This window comes from Seohaeicola sp. 4SK31 (assembly GCF_028802875.1).
Lineage (GTDB): Bacteria > Pseudomonadota > Alphaproteobacteria > Rhodobacterales > Rhodobacteraceae > Seohaeicola.
Genome location: NZ_JARAMP010000002.1, coordinates 70,364 through 86,108 on the forward strand (window position 1 = coordinate 70,364; position 15,745 = coordinate 86,108).

16 protein-coding genes and 1 tRNA gene are annotated in these 15,745 nt (G+C 62.8%); 11 read left to right on the forward strand and 6 right to left on the reverse strand.

From position 1 onward, the window contains the following. Window positions 1–2: 2 nt before the first annotated feature. Entirely contained in the window at window positions 3–1,259 is a 1,257-nt protein-coding gene (gene tyrS / locus PVW27_RS01975; RefSeq protein WP_274554860.1) for a tyrosine--tRNA ligase, read from the forward strand. A 79-nt stretch (window positions 1,260–1,338) separates the two neighbouring features. On the opposite strand, the gene aroB is transcribed toward tyrS, so the two are convergent. Both aroB and PVW27_RS01985 read right to left on the reverse strand, forming a co-directional pair. Continuing rightward, window positions 1,339–2,454 (reverse strand): 3-dehydroquinate synthase, encoded by a 1,116-nt coding sequence (gene aroB, locus PVW27_RS01980; protein ID WP_274554861.1) that lies wholly within the window; start codon window positions 2,452–2,454, stop codon window positions 1,339–1,341. Next, window positions 2,454–2,999, reverse strand: coding sequence for a shikimate kinase (locus PVW27_RS01985; RefSeq protein WP_274554862.1), 546 nt, complete (start codon window positions 2,997–2,999; stop codon window positions 2,454–2,456). Before PVW27_RS01985 ends, aroB begins: the two co-directional genes overlap by 1 nt. Before the next feature lie 130 nt (window positions 3,000–3,129). Here PVW27_RS01985 and PVW27_RS01990 point away from each other — a divergent pair, with 130 nt between their 5' ends. The 6 genes from PVW27_RS01990 to PVW27_RS02015 all read left to right on the forward strand — a co-directional run bounded on the left by PVW27_RS01990 (window position 3,130) and on the right by PVW27_RS02015 (window position 10,379). Beyond that, window positions 3,130–3,279: a hypothetical protein gene (locus PVW27_RS01990; protein ID WP_274554863.1), complete on the forward strand. Its 150-nt coding sequence runs from the start codon at window positions 3,130–3,132 to the stop codon at window positions 3,277–3,279. Further along, complete coding sequence (locus PVW27_RS01995) at window positions 3,269–4,918, forward strand: hypothetical protein (protein WP_274554864.1); 1,650 nt, start codon at window positions 3,269–3,271, stop codon at window positions 4,916–4,918. The genes PVW27_RS01990 and PVW27_RS01995 overlap by 11 nt, the downstream gene beginning before the upstream one ends. 10 nt (window positions 4,919–4,928) lie before the next feature. Then, window positions 4,929–5,855, forward strand: a complete 927-nt coding sequence (locus PVW27_RS02000) for a site-specific tyrosine recombinase XerD (protein WP_274554865.1) — start codon at window positions 4,929–4,931, stop codon at window positions 5,853–5,855. A gap of 82 nt (window positions 5,856–5,937) precedes the next feature. Then, complete coding sequence (locus PVW27_RS02005) at window positions 5,938–7,239, forward strand: HlyC/CorC family transporter (protein ID WP_274554866.1); 1,302 nt, start codon at window positions 5,938–5,940, stop codon at window positions 7,237–7,239. 106 nt (window positions 7,240–7,345) lie between these two features. Continuing rightward, a complete protein-coding gene (locus PVW27_RS02010; RefSeq protein WP_274554867.1) occupies window positions 7,346–9,754 on the forward strand; it encodes a GcvT family protein in 2,409 nt (802 codons plus the stop codon). 4 nt (window positions 9,755–9,758) lie between these two features. Further along, complete coding sequence (locus PVW27_RS02015; RefSeq protein WP_274554868.1) at window positions 9,759–10,379, forward strand: nucleotidyltransferase family protein; 621 nt, start codon at window positions 9,759–9,761, stop codon at window positions 10,377–10,379. Between the two features lie 102 nt (window positions 10,380–10,481). Here PVW27_RS02015 and PVW27_RS02020 read toward each other — a convergent pair whose 3' ends face one another. After that, window positions 10,482–11,129 (reverse strand): Hint domain-containing protein, encoded by a 648-nt coding sequence (locus PVW27_RS02020; protein ID WP_274554869.1) that lies wholly within the window; start codon window positions 11,127–11,129, stop codon window positions 10,482–10,484. Window positions 11,130–11,852: 723 nt separating this feature from the next. Beyond that, a tRNA-Leu gene (locus tag PVW27_RS02025) sits at window positions 11,853–11,936 on the reverse strand. A gap of 155 nt (window positions 11,937–12,091) precedes the next feature. Between PVW27_RS02025 and PVW27_RS02030 the strand changes: the two genes are divergently transcribed. Next, a complete protein-coding gene (locus tag PVW27_RS02030) occupies window positions 12,092–12,670 on the forward strand; it encodes a YqaA family protein (protein WP_274554870.1) in 579 nt (192 codons plus the stop codon). A gap of 20 nt (window positions 12,671–12,690) precedes the next feature. After that, window positions 12,691–13,140: a disulfide bond formation protein B gene (locus PVW27_RS02035; protein WP_274555080.1), complete on the forward strand. Its 450-nt coding sequence runs from the start codon at window positions 12,691–12,693 to the stop codon at window positions 13,138–13,140. Window positions 13,141–13,215: 75 nt separating this feature from the next. Here PVW27_RS02035 and PVW27_RS02040 read toward each other — a convergent pair whose 3' ends face one another. Continuing rightward, the gene (locus tag PVW27_RS02040; RefSeq protein WP_274554871.1) at window positions 13,216–13,452 is read right to left on the reverse strand and encodes an EF-hand domain-containing protein; all 237 of its coding nucleotides are present in this window, start codon (window positions 13,450–13,452) and stop codon (window positions 13,216–13,218) included. A 279-nt stretch (window positions 13,453–13,731) separates the two neighbouring features. Between PVW27_RS02040 and PVW27_RS02045 the strand changes: the two genes are divergently transcribed. After that, the gene (locus PVW27_RS02045) at window positions 13,732–14,244 is read left to right on the forward strand and encodes an RNA polymerase sigma factor (protein WP_274554872.1); all 513 of its coding nucleotides are present in this window, start codon (window positions 13,732–13,734) and stop codon (window positions 14,242–14,244) included. A gap of 20 nt (window positions 14,245–14,264) precedes the next feature. Here PVW27_RS02045 and PVW27_RS02050 read toward each other — a convergent pair whose 3' ends face one another. Continuing rightward, window positions 14,265–14,693: an Lrp/AsnC family transcriptional regulator gene (locus PVW27_RS02050; RefSeq protein ID WP_274554873.1), complete on the reverse strand. Its 429-nt coding sequence runs from the start codon at window positions 14,691–14,693 to the stop codon at window positions 14,265–14,267. Between the two features lie 116 nt (window positions 14,694–14,809). Between PVW27_RS02050 and rocF the strand changes: the two genes are divergently transcribed. Beyond that, window positions 14,810–15,739 carry an arginase gene (gene rocF, locus PVW27_RS02055; protein WP_274554874.1) on the forward strand — a complete coding sequence of 310 codons (930 nt, stop codon included), beginning with the start codon at window positions 14,810–14,812 and terminating at the stop codon, window positions 15,737–15,739. Window positions 15,740–15,745 lie beyond the last annotated feature (6 nt).

The following is a 15,745-nucleotide window of genomic DNA, read 5'->3' on the forward strand; positions in this document are numbered from 1 at the left end:
AGATGACCTACCGCCCGAAATCGGAATTCCTGCGCATCATCATGGAGCGTGGATTTCTGGCCGATTGCACCGACCTTCAGGGTCTGGACGATGCGCTGATCGCGGGGGTGGTTCCGGCCTATATCGGTTATGACGCCACGGCGAAATCGCTGCATGTAGGGCATCTGCTGAACATCATGCTGCTGCGCTGGTTGCAGAAGACGGGGCACAAACCCGTGACCCTGATGGGCGGCGGCACGACCAAGGTGGGTGATCCCAGCTTCCGTTCGGACGAACGACCGATGCTGAGCGCGGCACAGATCGACGACAATATCGCAGGCATGGGACAGGTGTTCGGGCGCTATCTTGCCTATGGCGAGGGCGTCACCGACGCGATCATGCTGAACAATGCCGAATGGCTGGACGGGTTGAATTACCTTGAGTTCCTGCGCGACATCGGGCGACATTTCTCGATCAACCGGATGCTGAGCTTTGACAGCGTGAAGTCGCGGCTGAATGATCCGGACAAGTCGCTGTCGTTCCTTGAATTCAACTACATGATCCTGCAAGCCTATGATTTCATGGAGCTGAACCGCCGTTACGGCGTGCGCTTGCAGATGGGCGGATCGGATCAATGGGGCAATATCGTCAACGGCATTGACCTGACACGGCGGGTGATTGACACACAGGTGTTTGGCCTGACCACCCCGTTGCTCACCACCAGCGACGGGCGCAAGATGGGCAAATCGGCGGGGGGCGCGATCTGGCTGAATGCGGATATGCTCTCGCCCTATAACTTCTGGCAGTTCTGGCGGAATACGACCGATGCGGACACGGGGCGCTTTCTGAAGCTTTATACCGATCTGCCGGTCGCGGAATGCGAGCGGTTGGGCGCGCTGCAGGGGGCAGAGATCAATGCCGCCAAGATCATCCTTGCCAATGAGGTGACCAGCCTGCTGCACGGTGCCGAAGCGGCCGCAGCAGCCGAGGCCACGGCGCGTGAGGTCTTTGAAAAGGGCGGTATGGGCGATGACCTGCCCACGCTCGAGGTGACGGCGGCGGAAGTGGGCGACGGGATTTCCATCGTGCAACTGATTGTACGCAGCGGTTTGGCGGCATCAGGCAAAGAGGCGAAACGCCTGATCGCCGAGGGTGGCGCCAAGCTGGACGATGCCGATGTGACCGATGCGGGCCTGTTGCTGGATGCAGACCGTCTGGCTGGCACGATCAAGCTGAGCGCAGGCAAAAAGCGCCATGCCTTGGTGCGGATCGTGGGCTGAAGCGTGGCGAGGGGGGCTGTCTGCCCCCTTTGTCCCTGCGGGACACCCCCCGAGGATATTTGCCGCAAGAAGAAGCGGCTCAGCGGCGGCTGGCCAGAGCGTCGCTCAGCAGTTTGTGGAGCACCTCGCGCGGCACGTCGCGGGTAATGAAGGCCTGCCCGATCCCGCGCGCAAGGATGAAGGTCAGCTTGCCATCCGAGACCTTCTTGTCCTGCGCCATGAGCGCGATCAGCGCGTCCGCATCCGGCAAATCTCCTTCTATGTCAGAGAGATCGGCCTTCATCTTCATGTCACGCAGATGGGCGCGCAGACGGCTGGGATCTTCCTGTGGGCACAGGCCGAGGCGGGCCGACAGGTCAAAGGCCAGCGCGCAGCCGATGGCGACGCCTTCGCCGTGCAGCAACCTGTCGGAATAGCCGGTGGCAGCTTCGAGCGCATGGCAGAAGGTGTGGCCAAGGTTCAGAAGGGCGCGGTCGCCCTCTTCGGTTTCATCCCTGGCGACGATCTCGGCCTTCATCTGGACCGACCGGGTCACGGCATGGATCCGCACCTGCATGTCGCCTGTCGCAGCGCGTGAAGCGTTTTCTTCAAGCCATTGGTAAAATTCATAATCTCCCAATAACCCGTATTTCACCACTTCGCCGTAGCCCGCCAGAAAATCACGTTCCGTGAGCGTTCCCAAAACGGCGGTATCCGCCAGCACGAGGCTGGGTTGGTGGAAAGCGCCGATCAGGTTCTTGCCATGGGTCGAGTTGATTCCGGTCTTGCCCCCGACGGAACTGTCGACCTGTGCCAGAAGGCTGGTGGGCAATTGCACGAACCGCACACCACGGCGCAGGATGGCCGCCGCAAAGCCCACCAGATCCCCGATCACACCACCGCCGAAAGCGATGACCAGATCCTTGCGCTCGATCTTCTGTTCCAGCAGCCACTCGACGCATCGGGTCAGATGCGGCCAGCTTTTCGTGCCCTCGCCCGGAGGCAGGCTCAACGCGACCATCGCGATACCAGAGGCGGCGAGGCCGGCGCGCAGGGTTTCGAGATGCAGCGCGGCCACATTGTCGTCAGTGATGACGGCCACGCGGGGGCGGCGCAGCAAAGGGGCGATCAGCCTGCCCGACTGCGTCAGCAGATCGGGGCCGATATGTACATCATAGGCGCGGTCTCCCAGCGGCACATGGACGATTTCGGACATCATTCACCTTCCAGAACATCGGGACGCGTCAGCAGCGCCTGGATCACCTGCTCGGCTGTCTCTTCGATCGAGTAGCGCGGCAAAACCTTGACCCGCAGGTCGGCCAGCGCATAGACGGGCACCCGCGCCTCGTACAGTCCGCGCAGGGTGCCCAAAGGATCGGGCGTGCGCAAGAGTGGACGGCTGTCCTTGTGCCGCACGCGTTGCCACAAAAGCGGAAGATCCGCATCCAGCCAGACCGCCACGCCACGCGACGAAATGGCCTCGCGGTTGCGTTCGGCCATATAGGCCCCGCCACCCGTCGAGAGAATCCCGCAGCGGCTGTCCAGCAGGCGTTCGATCACCTGGGATTCCTTGAGGCGGAAGAATGGCTCGCCGTCGCGGGCGAATATCTCGGGGATGGTGCGGGCCGCGGCGCGTTCGATTTCGGCGTCCGAATCGAGGAACGGCACTTTCAGACGGGCTGCCAAAGCCTTGCCCACAGCCGTTTTTCCTGCCCCCATCATCCCCACAAGGACCACGGTCTTCTTCAGTTTGCCGCCCATCACACGCCTGTTTCGGCCAAGTTGTGCCGTTTTTCACCCAATCACGATTGAATGACGTGATATTGCGCAAAATGCCAGTTATAACTTGGTCAAAACAGGACCGCGCAGGCAGGCGGACAGGCAGGACATCATGGGACGCATTCTGAAATATTTGTTCTATCTCGTTATTTTGGGAGCTTTTGGTATTGTCGTCTATGCCTATGTCGGCCCCCATCTGGGCGAGGATTTTTCCCGCCCCCAGCAGGAGATCCGCCAAAAGGTCACGCTGGATGCCGAATAGAGCGGCACCAATCGGTGTCTGGTCCCCCGCCGCGCTGAGCGCGTTCTTGTCCGCCGTGCTTTGGCCCGCCCTCTCCCTCGGACAGGGGGATGTCGCACAGACCCCCGCCGCGCAACAGGAGATCATCACGCAGCCCGTGGCACAGCCCCTCTCCGCCATTGACTGGCTGAGCGATGACAGATTGCCGCCCGATCCCCGCCTGCTGACCCCCGGCGCGCCGCTGGCCGGCCCCTTGCCGCTGGCAGAGCCGCCGGTCAGCAATACGGTGGTCACGCCGGATGTGACCGTGACGCCGCTGGACAGTGCCGGGCTGGATGCCGTCGGGCTGCTGCCCGCCTCGGTCACAGGGTTGCCGCTGAGCCTGTGGCAGGGCAGCCGCACGCTGGATCTGGTGACTCTGATCGACCAGCCCGCGCGGATGGGTTTGCCCGCGATGCAGGCCTTGCTCTATACGCTGTTGCTGGCCGAGGCGGATGCGCCGCTGGACGCGGGACGTGACAGTCGCTTGCTGCAAGCACGGATCGACGCGCTGATGCGCTTGGGCGCGGTGGAACCGGCGCAGGCGCTGCTGGAACGGGCGGGTCCCGAGACACCGGCGCTATTCGGGCGATGGTTCGATGCGACGCTTCTGACGGGGGCCGAGGATACGGCCTGTGCCGCCCTGATGCGCGCGCCGCATCTGTCGCCATCCTATGGCGCGCAGGTGTTCTGCACGGCGCGCCGGGGAAACTGGGCGGATGCGATGCTGACGCTGGACACGGCCCGCGCGCTGGAGGCCATGCCGGAAACGGAAGGCGATCTGCTGGCACGGTTCATGGATCCCGAATTGTTCGAGGACTTGCCTCTGCCCCGCGCACCTGTGCGGCCCAGTCCACTTGTATTCCGCCTGTATGAGGCGCTGGGAGAGCCCTTGCCCACAGCGCCGCTGCCGCGCGCCTTCGCCGTGGCCGATCTGCGCGATACCGCCGGATGGCGCGCCCAGATCGAGGCGGCAGAGCGTCTGGCCAGTTCCGGGGCTTTGGCGGCCAATCGCCTGCTGGGCATCTATTCCGAACGCAAGCCTGCCGCGTCGGGCGGGGTTTGGGACCGGGTCGCCGCCGTGCAGCGGTTTGACGAAGCGATCCGATCGGGCGATCCCGAGGCGGTTGCGGCAAGCCTGCCACGCGTCTGGTCCGCCATGCAGACCGCCGATCTGGGAGTGGCCTTTGCCAGTCTTTACAGTCCCGCACTGCTGCGCCTTGCGTTGAACGGACAGGCCGGGGATCTGGCCTATGGAATTGCGCTCTTGGGCCCGGATTACGAAGCTGCGGCACAGGCGGAAGGGGATGCCCATCCCGACATGGCTTTTGTCACGGCGCTGGCACAGGGTCAGGTCGACCGGATGGCCGCCGCGGATCCGGTGCAGGCCGCGATCTTGCAGGGGTTCACCGCTGGCGGTGCTCCGGCGGAAATGGCTGCCCTGTTATCCGAGCGGCGTCTGGGCGAGGCGATCCTGCGGACGATCCAGATGATCCAGCGGGCCGCACAAGGCGATACCGGCGGGCTGGCCGACGGAATTGCGACCCTGCGCGCTGTGGGGCTGGAGGACACGGCGCGCGGTGCGGCGTTGCAACTGATCCTGATGGACCACAGGGGATGAGGGTATCAGGATGACCGAAAGCGCGCGCTGGATATCGGCCTTTCTGGAGGCACAGGCGGCAGAATTGGGGGCGGCAACCAATACGTTGCTGGCCTATGGCCGCGATCTCAAGGATTTTGCCGACTGGCTGGAGGGGCGACGCGATTTCCCCCGCGCCACGCGCGACGATGTCGAGGCCTATCTGATCCATTGCGATGCGCAAGGGCTGGCGAAATCCACCCGCGCGCGGCGTCTGTCGGCGATAAAGCAGCTTTACCGCTTTGCTTTCGAGGAAGGCTGGCGGACGGACAATCCGGCCATCCAGATCAGCGGACCGGGGCGGGATCAACGGTTGCCCAAGGTTCTGAGCGTCAACGAGGTTGACCGCCTGTTGCAGGCCGCCCGCGCATTGGGCCGCAACCGGGAGGATCGGGTCCGCAATACCTGTCTGATGGAATTGCTTTATGCCACCGGGATGCGGGTCAGCGAATTGGTCTCGTTGCCGGTGTCGGCGGCGCGGGGCGATCCTCGCATGCTGTTGATCATGGGCAAGGGCGGCAAAGAGCGCATGGTGCCGCTGTCGCCGCCCGCACGCGCCGCGATGAGCCTTTGGTTGGACCTGCGCGACAGCGGGCAGGACGCGTTGCGCGCCAAGGGCAAGCCTGCGTCGAAGTTCCTGTTTCCATCAAGCGGGCGACTGGGCCATCTGACGCGGCACCGGTTCTATCTGCTGATCAAGGACATCGCCGTTCAGGCGGGCATTTCACCGGCCAAGGTGACACCGCATACGCTGCGCCATGCCTTTGCCACCCATCTTCTGGCCAATGGCGCCGACCTGCGCGCGATCCAGACACTTCTGGGCCATGCCGATGTGGCGACCACCGAAATCTACACCCATGTGCTGGACGAGCGATTGACCGCTCTGGTGATGGACCATCACCCACTGGCGCGGGACTGAACGCGCGGTTTCGGCAGCGAGCCTCTTGATTGACAGCCCCTGTCCCCGCATAACGCGATGAGTTTTTGAAGGACGTTTGCGAATGGATACCTCGGTTTTGGATGCGGCGTTTTGGGTGACGGCCGGCGGGATCGGTCTGCTTCTGGTGATGTCCGCCTTCTTTTCGGGGAGTGAGACGGCACTGACCGCCGCATCGCGGGGGAAGTTGCGCGCCCAGGCGGACAAGGGATCCAAAGGGGCGGAACGGGCGCTCAAGATCACCGAGGATAACGAACGGCTTATCGGTTCGGTCCTGCTGGGCAACAATCTGGTCAATATCCTTGCGACATCGCTGGCCACCGCGCTGCTGACGCGCCTGTTTGGCGAAAGCGGCGTGGCGGTGGCCACGCTGGTCATGACTGCCACGGTCCTGATCTTTGCCGAGGTGCTGCCCAAGACCTATGCGATCACCAATGCGGAAAGCGCCGCGGCCATGGTCTCGGGTCCGATCCAGATCGTGGTCAAGGTTTTCGCGCCGGTCGTCAGTGCCGTGCGCCTGCTGGTGCGGGGCGTATTGCGCCTGTTCGGCGTCAAGACCGATCCGGACAGCCATATCCTTGCCGTGCGCGACGAAATCGCGGGCGCGTTGACGCTGGGCCAATCCGAAGGCGTGGTCCAGAAAGAGGATCGTGACCGGATCCTTGGCGCGCTGGATCTGGGCGAGCGCACGGTCGAGGAGATCATGCTTCACCGCAGTCAGATCCAGATGCTGGATGCCGAGACCGATCCCGAGGACCTGCTGCGCCAGTTGCTGGACAGTCCGCATACGCGTCTGCCGGTCTATCAGGGCGATCACGACAACATCGTCGGTGTGGTCCATGCCAAGGATCTGCTGCGCGCGATGCACAAGATGATGTTCGGCCCCTCGCCCTCGCCTACCGGCCTCAAGGATTTCAAGATCCTTGACGTGGTGCGACCGCCCTATTTCATTCCCGACACCACCACGCTGGACGATCAGATGCGCCAGTTCCTGCGGCGGCGCACGCATTTCGCGCTGGTGGTAGATGAATATGGCAGCCTGGAAGGGTTGATCACGCTGGAGGATATCCTTGAGGAGATCGTGGGAGAGATCACCGACGAGTTCGACACCGCCGCCGAACATGCCGTGCAGCGCCTGAAGGACGGTCATTTCACCGTGGACGGTGCGATGACGATCCGCGACCTGAACCGGGCGATGGACTGGAACCTGCCCGATGACGAAGCCAATACAGTGGCCGGTCTGGTGATCTATGAGGCGCAGATGATCCCGAGCGTGGGTCAGGTGTTCAGTTTCCATGGCTTCCGTTTCGAGGTCACCGGGCGCAAGGCGAACCGCATCACCAAGCTGAAGATCCGCCCTTTGTGATGCCGCCGCAGGTGACGTAGGTTTTGCGACAAAGAATGTCGTGATCCTGCTTGCCCTTTTGACCATCCCGGCAAACTCTGGCGGAATACCAGCGAGGGATGCTTTCATGAAGACCACTACCAGAGTAGCCGTGATCGGCGGCGGCGTTGTCGGCTGTTCGGTGTTGTATCACCTGACCAAGCTGGGCTGGTCCGACGTGATGTTGATCGAACGCTCGGAACTGACAAGCGGCAGCACATGGCACGCGGCGGGCGGGTTTCACACGCTGAACGGCGACACCAACATGGCCGCGCTTCAGGGTTATACGATCCGTCTCTATAAAGAGCTTGAAGCGATCACGGGCATGTCCTGTGGCTTGCATCACGTGGGTGGCATCACGCTGGCGGATAACCGCGAGCGGTTCGACATGCTGGTCGCGGAACGGGCCAAGCACCGCTACATGGGGCTGGAAACCGAGATCGTCAGTCCGGAAGAGATTGCAAAAATCGCGCCGATCACCAATCTGGACGGGATCGTGGGCGGGCTTTACGATCCTTTGGACGGGCATCTGGACCCGTCGGGCACAACCCATGCCTATGCGCGCGCCGCCAAGATGGGCGGCGCCACGATCGAGACGCATTGCAAGGTGATCGCCACCACGCAGCGCAGCGATGGCACATGGGATGTTGTCACCGAAAAAGGCACGGTGCATGCCGAGCATGTGGTGAACGCAGGCGGGCTTTGGGCGCGCGAAGTGGGGGCGATGGCGGGCGTCTATTTCCCGCTGCACCCGATGGAGCATCAATATATCGTCACCGATGACCTGCCCGAGATCTATGAGCGCGATACCGAGCATCCGCATGTGATGGACCCCGCAGGCGAAAGCTATCTGCGGCAGGAAGGACGCGGGCTGTGTATCGGCTTCTACGAGCAGCCTTGCCGCCCCTGGGCTGTCGATGGCACGCCGTGGACGTTCGGGCACGAACTGCTGCCCGACAATCTCGACAAGATCGAGGACAGCATCGCCTTTGCCTATCGCCGCTTTCCCATTCTCGAACGCGCGGGCGTCAAGACCGTGATCCACGGACCCTTTACCTTTGCGCCGGATGGCAATCCGCTGGTCGGCCCCGTGCCGGGGATGCGCAATTACTGGTCAGCCTGCGCCGTGATGGCAGGGTTCTCGCAAGGTGGTGGCGTGGGCTTGATGCTGGCGCAATGGATGATCGAAGGAGAGACAGAGCGCGACACCTTCGCCATGGATTGCGCGCGCTTCGGAAATTGGACCACGCCGGGCTTCACCCGCCCCAAGGTGATCGAGAATTACCAGAAACGCTTCTCGATCAGCTATCCGAACGAGGAATTGCCGGCGGCGCGGCCGTTCCGCACGACGCCGATGTATGACATCTTCGACAAGATGGGTGCGGTCTGGGGCGCGCAATACGGGCTTGAGGTGGTGAACTACTTCGCCCAGGGCGACGAGCCACGGTTCGAGACACCCAGTTTCCGCCGCTCCAACGCGTTCGACGCCACTGCGCGCGAGGTCAAGGCCGTGCGTGAGGGCGTGGGCATCAACGAGGTGCAGAATTTCGGCAAGTATCTGGTGACGGGCGCGGGTGCACGCGCATGGCTGGACCGGATCATGGCGGGGCGTATTCCCCAGCCGGGACGGCTGAGCCTGACGCCGATGCTGTCGCCCAAGGGACGGCTGATCGGGGATTTCACGGTGTCCTGTCTTGCCGAGGATCGGTTCCAACTGACCGCCAGTTATGGCGCGCAGGCCTATCACACGCGCTGGTTCGCACAAAACGCGGATGAGGGCGTGACGGTCGAGAATATCAGCGACCGTCTGACCGGCTTCCAGATCGCTGGCCCCAAAGCGCGCGAGGTGTTGGCCGCCTGCACGCGCACGGACATCAGCGACATGGCCTTCATGGATGTGCGGCACATGACCGTCGGCATGGCCGATTGCACCGTGCAGCGCGTCAGCTATACCGGTGATCTGGGCTATGAGATCTACTGCGATCCGATGGTTCAGCGCGCTCTTTGGGCCGTGCTGTGGGAGGAAGGGCAGAAACATGGCATGAAGCCTTTCGGCATGCGCGCGATGATGAGCTTGCGGCTGGACAAGTTCTTCGGCAGTTGGCTCAATGAGTTTTCGCCCGATTACACCGCAGCGGAAACCGGGCTGGACCGTTTCATCTCGTTCAAGAAAAACGTCGATTTCATCGGGCGCAAGGCGGCCGAACGTGAGCGGGAACTGGGCGCGAAGCGCAAGCTTTGTGCCTTTGAGGTCGATGCGCTGGATGCCGATGTGGTGGCCTATGAGCCAATCTGGCTGGATGGCAAGGTGCAGGGGTTCTGCACCTCGGGCGGATATGCGCATCATGCGGGCAAGTCCATCGCCTTGGGTTTCGTGCCATCGGACCGCGCATTTGCGGGGCTGGAAGTCGAGATCGAGATCATGGGCCAGATGCGCCCTGCCCGCCTGATCACCACACCGCTGTTCGATGCGGATGGGGCGAGGATGCGGGGCTGAGACTGTGACTGATTGCGCCGTCCTGATCCTGGCTGCTGGTTCCTCCTCGCGGATGCGGGGGGGAGACAAGCTTCTGGAGCAGGTCGCGGGCAAGCCCTTGTTGCGGGTGATGCTGGAGCGGGCTGTCGCCGCCGCCACAGGGCCGGTTCTGTGCACCTTGCCCGGCCCAGATCATCCGCGCCGCACCTGTCTGGGGGGGCTGGATGTCACGCCGGTGATGGTCACCGATCCGTCAGAAGGCATGGGCGCGTCGATCCGGGCTGGCGTCGCGGCCTTGCCAGAGGGGGTCAGCGCGGTCATGATCCTGCCCGCCGATCTGCCTGATCTGACCACGGATGATCTGGGCCGGATGATGATCGCTTGGCATGATACCCCTGATGCGATCCTGCGCGCGGTGGATTGCGACGGCCAGCAGGGACATCCGGTCATTTTTCCCGCTGCGCTTTTCCCTGACCTGCTGCGATGCCGGGGCGACACGGGCGCGCGGGACCTGTTGCGGGCCCATGCTGCGCAGATGGTTACTGTCGCCCTGCCCGACCGGCATGCCACGACAGATCTGGACACACCCGAGGCCTGGGCCCAATGGCGGGCGCAACGGTGCCAGACCGGCAGGCCCGAAGACTGATCGACTTCGGGCCTGTATTGTTCGGAGAAGGACCAGCCCCCTGTCCCTTCTCCGTCATGCCGACACCGCCTAGCGGCGGTTGCGACAGCTGCAACTTTTGTCTTACCGCGTCAAAGGGAAGCTTTCCTGTACCGTTTGTCCGATAGGGGCATAAGGCTCGCTCCTCTTTCGCTGCCGCGATTGCAGTTCCGGGAACAGTTCGAAAAGTTCGGCGCGCTGGGCATTTCCAATACCTTTCAGCCTGTGATCCGCGGGCTGAAAGCTTTCCGTCCAGCATCCGTTGGACAAAACCACTTCATGGCGATCGAAGATGAGATGGATATAGGTGATGCCGGTCAAAGGGGCCTCGGACACGCCAGAGACGCCGATCAGATGTTTCGCCGCGACCAATCCCTCGGGCGCGTCGAAATGAAGCGCGGATTTCGCGCGATTGACCAGAAGCCGGTGATTGGGACTGACCTGCATGTCACGCTCGGGCAGCCGGTCCCCCAAGGCGCCCTGCCGGATCAGGATCGGGCGCAGATGCGGCGCGCGGTGCAGATCGGCAGCGGTCAGGGTTCTGTTGCCGACCCAGCGAATGGTCTGGATACCGTTGTCGCGGGTGATGACCCTGTCGCCGACGCGCAGTTCTTCGATCAGGCGTTCGCCGCGCGGCGTCGCAATCGCGATCCCGGGCGTGAAGCAGGTCGCCGCCGAGGTGACGTCCGCATCTCCGATTCCCCGCCTGCGAGACCTGTCACTGTTCATCATCACGCGCTCCACTGCACTGGCCGGACTTGATTTCGTCCATGGGCTTCACATCAGTCGCCCGCGCCGAAAGGCGGCGCGCTTGACCAACACCATTGTCGCGTCAAGGGATGCACATCTGGAACAGCGCGACCACAGTCGAAAGACAAGGGCGGGACACAGCCATCAAGGTGGTCAAGCCCGGCAAACAGACCGGTTCTGCGGATTACCTTTGCGCCCCAAACGGACACACTCAGTACAAGGACCACCGGCGTGGCCTACACATTGATACCCTCAGCAGGTATGCCATCTGGATAGCGCAGGCGGGGCGTTGCGGGAACATGCGTTCTCCGCGAAAACGCCAGATTGCTGCCACATTCGGGCAACGTCGGCAAAAGAAGGACTGCAAACTGTTTTTCTTTTTTCGACAATGCCAGCCTAGAACGTCGGGCGGAACAGGCGATATCATCTGCTTTTGTTGGTAAAATTCGACAATGGCTGCAAAAGGCGGGCAGCAGACGTTTCGAAATATGAGACAATCGGGTCGCGAAGCTGCGCAATCAAAGATGGCCGTTTCGTGACCTTCGCATCTGCCTGCGTTGTTCATGCAAAGGCGTCAATCTCGTTCAAGAAAGATGATTAACGCCACGCCGCAGTTGCTTGGCTCGGCGGCACTATTCGAATCGCACCTATGCCGAGGTGCCGTTTGACAGCATCCGACGGGTTATTCGCTTTCCGAGGAGAATTTGGTGCGGGTGGTCGGACTCGAACCGACACACCGTGAGGTAAGGGTGTTTGAGACCCTCGCGTCTACCATTCCGCCACACCCGCACAGGCTGCTTCGCCGCGAATGATCTACCGCCCAGACCGCGCTGCGTCCAGTCGAAAACCGAGGTCCAAGGCCAGTTTGCCCGAGTTTTCGCTTTCCGCGCTATGACCCTCTCGCTAAACACCGTCTTCAGGCAGAGCAGGCAAAGGCGGCGGGCATGATACGATCCCTTTATGACTGGACGCTGCGACAGGCGGAACATCCGCGTGCGCTTTGGGTGCTGGCCTTTGTCGCCTTCATCGAATCTTCTGTCTTTCCGATCCCGCCTGACGTGCTGATGATCCCCATGATCCTGGCCCGGCCAAACCGGGCGTGGCTGATTGCCGGGGTGGCACTTGTGGCCTCGGTGCTTGGGGGGATGCTGGGCTATGTGATCGGCGCCTTCTTCTATGACACGCTGGGCCAACCGATCCTTCAGGCACTTGGCAAGGATGATGCGATGGCGGCCTTCAACACGCGGTTCAACGATCTGGGCTTCTGGCCCGTACTGATCGCGGGTGTGACGCCCTTCCCCTACAAGGTCATCACCATCATGTCCGGCTGGACGGGGCTGCCGCTGGGTCTGTTCATCGTCACGTCCATCATCGCACGCGGCCTGCGGTTCTTCATCGTGGCGGCGCTTCTGTGGAAGTTCGGCGCACCTATTCGTGATTTCATCGAGAAGCGTCTGGGCTTGCTGTTCACATTGTTCGTCATCATGCTTGTTGCCGGATTCTATGGAGTGCGTTTCCTGTGAGATTGACCGCCCGCCACTGGATGATCCTTGCCGCAGCCGGATCGGCGGCCCTGATGATCGGGGCCCTGGCGTTCCAGCACATCGGGGGCATGGCCCCCTGCAAGCTGTGCATCTGGCAGCGCTGGCCGCATGTGGTGGCGATCGGAATCGGCGCTTTGGCCGCATTGGCCATCCTGCCCGCGCGGGTGCTGGCCGGTCTGGGGGCGTTGGCGGCTCTGGCCACGGCCGGGATCGGGCTCTATCACACCGGCGTCGAGCGCAAATGGTGGGAGGGTCCCGCGTCCTGCAGCGGTGCCGGCGTTGCGGATCAATCCGCGCAGGACCTTTTCGCGCAGATCATGGCCGCCCCATTGGTGCGCTGCGACGAGGTGCCGTGGGAGATGTTTGGCCTGTCCATGGCAAGCTGGAATACGCTCGTCTCCTTGGGCTTGGTGGGCCTTTGGCTGATGGCATGGCGCGCGGCGCGCTGAACACGCCAACCTGACCAATAGGCAAGGGGTGCCGCACCCCGTGGCACGGCACCCATTCCCGGGCTATGGGAGCATTCAGCCCTCGGCAGGGATCATTCCACCATCGACGCCAGCCGCATATTCATCGGCATCCAGTGCCCCGTCGCCATTGATATCAAGGGCTGCGAAATCCTCGGCTGTGATGTCAGCATGGACCGCCTGCAACTCCTCGAGTGTCACCTGTCCGTCAGCATCCGTATCGGTGGATTCCATCGCTGCCAGCGGCAGGCTGAGGCTCATCAGGGCGGTCAGGGTCATCAATGTCTTTTTCATCGTGTTTCTCCTTGTCAGAGTGTGATGAAAGCGCCTGGTTTGGCTGCCTTCCCCCTTCAAGAGCGGCAATCGGGACATCGCGTCCCCTCGCATCCGGGGAAAATCGCAACAATGGCCAGAAACCGGAATTTGCGCCAAGGACCGCCGATCGCGACTCCGCAAACCGGCGCGCCCCTGCCCAAAAAGCCCCGTCCTGCCATGTCGGCGGAAAGCCGTATCTGGAACCCGGCGTGAAGGCTGCGCAATCATCTGGGACATCACCGGCAAAGGAAATGCCCCATGTCCAAGTCACCCCGTCTTCAACCGGATCAGGATCTGCTGGCGCTGCTGCCGCTGTTGACCCGCGTCGCGCGTCATATGGCGCCGGATGCCGATGCGGCGCGTGATCTGGTGCAGGATACGGTTCTCAGCCTGCATCAGCGTTTGCAGGACGGCCCCGGGATCGAGGCATTGCGCCCCTATGCATTGGCAGTGCTGCGCAACGCGGCGCGGCGCGCGCGGGGGCAGCCAGCATCGACATCCGAATTGACCGAAAGCTGTGCAGTCATCGCGCCCGACGCCCTTGCCCGGCTGGCCTGTGCGGATCTGGACCGTGCCATTGCCGGGTTGCCGCAGGATCAGGCCGAGCTGATGCGCATGGTACGTGCCGGACATGACAGCCCGGCGGAACTGGCGCGACTGACAGGCCTGCCACCGGGCACAGTGATGTCGCGTCTGTCACGGGCACGGCGGCGGCTACGGGTCCAGATGGACATGGCCGACGGCGAAAGTGCCGCCAGCCTGTGTGATTGACGAGGATTCAGGCGGTTATCCTAGCGCCCCGATTTGCGCGTGGACAGCAGCAGGTTCGTCTCGGAACTGACCACACCGTCAAAGCGTCGGATGGTGGCCAGAGCGCGGTCCAGATCCTCAAGCGTTGCGGTGCCGATCTCGACGATCATGTCCCAGCGTCCATTGGTGCTGTGTACCGTCCGCACCTCGGGCAGGCTGGTCAACTGGCGCAGGATGCGATCCGCCCCACGCCCCTCGACCGCGATCATCATCAGCCCGCGCACAGGGTCTTGGGCCACATCGGCCTTGAGCACGACAGAAAAGCCCACGATATCGCCCTGCCGTTGCAACCGTTCGATCCGCGTCCGCACCGTGGTGCGCGACACCCCCAACTGATCGGACAAGGCCGAGAGAGAGGCGCGCGCGTCATGACGCAGGGCGCCGATCAAGGCAAGGTCGGTTTCATCCATTTTGTCGCATCCCGCATCCGTTTTGGCAGATCATGGCCCATATTGACCAATCTGCTGGCTTCAATCCATCCCCCAATGGCAGGATACAAGGATCATCCACCGCCAAGGAGGCCTCCATGACCCCGCAAGACATCATCCTGATCGGCTGCCCCGTGGACAGTGGCAAGCGCAGCCGTGGTTGCCTGATGGGCCCGGACGCCTATCGCACCGCCGGACTGGCCGAAGCGATGACCGATCTGGGACACCGTGTGACGGATATGGGCAACCTCGCGCCCGCCTCTGTCACGGCGCCCAAGGACGCGCTGGCGCATCTGCATGCGCTGGCGGAAACGATCGGCTGGACCCGCAGCATCGCCCAGGCCGCCGAGGCCGCCATGGCGCGCGGCTTGCCCATCTTCATGGGCGGCGATCATAGCCTGTCGCTGGGAAGTGTGGCAGGTGTGGCAACCCATGCGGCGGCGCAAGGACGGCCGCAATTCGTGCTCTGGCTTGATGCGCATAGCGACTATCACACGCCGCAAAGCAGCAGTTCGGGCCATCTGCACGGCACGCCCCTGGCCTATGTGACGGGGCGCGACGGGTTCGACGGCTTCCCTGCCCTGTCCGCACCGATCCCGCAGGAGAATATCTGCATCATCGGGTTGCGCTCGGTCGATCCAGCAGAGCGCGTGGCGCTTGAGGATAGTGACATCTACCGCCACGACATGCGCGAGATCGACGAGACAGGGATCGCCCGCCCCTTGGGCGTCTTTCTCGACCGGGTTGCCGCAGCCGGTGGCGCACTGCATGTCTCGCTGGATGTGGATTTCATCGACCCTGCCGCCGCGCCCGGCGTGGTGACCACCGTGCCCGGCGGGGCCACCGTGCGCGAGGCCCATCTGGTGATGGAGATGCTGCATGACACCGGCCTCATGACCTCGCTCGATCTGGTCGAGTTAAATCCCTTTCTCGATGACCGGGGCCGCACGGCGCAACTGATGGTCGATCTGGCCGCCTCGGCTCTGGGACGGCGCGTGTTCGACCGGCAAACCCGTGCCTATGGCTGATCACCC

Excerpts from the sequence above, each read along its gene's own strand:
- tyrS (WP_274554860.1), top strand. The coding sequence starts at position 3 with ATGACCTACCGCCCGAAATCGGAATTCCTGCGCATCATCATGGAGCGT.
- PVW27_RS02045 (WP_274554872.1), top strand. The coding sequence starts at position 13,732 with ATGTCCAAGTCACCCCGTCTTCAACCGGATCAGGATCTGCTGGCGCTG.
- PVW27_RS02030 (WP_274554870.1), top strand. The coding sequence starts at position 12,092 with ATGATACGATCCCTTTATGACTGGACGCTGCGACAGGCGGAACATCCG.
- PVW27_RS02000 (WP_274554865.1), top strand. The coding sequence starts at position 4,929 with ATGACCGAAAGCGCGCGCTGGATATCGGCCTTTCTGGAGGCACAGGCG.
- PVW27_RS02005 (WP_274554866.1), top strand. The coding sequence starts at position 5,938 with ATGGATACCTCGGTTTTGGATGCGGCGTTTTGGGTGACGGCCGGCGGG.
- PVW27_RS01990 (WP_274554863.1), top strand. The coding sequence starts at position 3,130 with ATGGGACGCATTCTGAAATATTTGTTCTATCTCGTTATTTTGGGAGCT.
- PVW27_RS01985 (WP_274554862.1), bottom strand. The coding sequence starts at position 2,999 with ATGGGCGGCAAACTGAAGAAGACCGTGGTCCTTGTGGGGATGATGGGG.
- PVW27_RS01995 (WP_274554864.1), top strand. The coding sequence starts at position 3,269 with ATGCCGAATAGAGCGGCACCAATCGGTGTCTGGTCCCCCGCCGCGCTG.
- PVW27_RS02010 (WP_274554867.1), top strand. The coding sequence starts at position 7,346 with ATGAAGACCACTACCAGAGTAGCCGTGATCGGCGGCGGCGTTGTCGGC.
- PVW27_RS02035 (WP_274555080.1), top strand. The coding sequence starts at position 12,691 with ATGATCCTTGCCGCAGCCGGATCGGCGGCCCTGATGATCGGGGCCCTG.
- rocF (WP_274554874.1), top strand. The coding sequence starts at position 14,810 with ATGACCCCGCAAGACATCATCCTGATCGGCTGCCCCGTGGACAGTGGC.
- PVW27_RS02020 (WP_274554869.1), bottom strand. The coding sequence starts at position 11,129 with ATGATGAACAGTGACAGGTCTCGCAGGCGGGGAATCGGAGATGCGGAC.
- aroB (WP_274554861.1), bottom strand. The coding sequence starts at position 2,454 with ATGTCCGAAATCGTCCATGTGCCGCTGGGAGACCGCGCCTATGATGTA.
- PVW27_RS02040 (WP_274554871.1), bottom strand. The coding sequence starts at position 13,452 with ATGAAAAAGACATTGATGACCCTGACCGCCCTGATGAGCCTCAGCCTG.
- PVW27_RS02050 (WP_274554873.1), bottom strand. The coding sequence starts at position 14,693 with ATGGATGAAACCGACCTTGCCTTGATCGGCGCCCTGCGTCATGACGCG.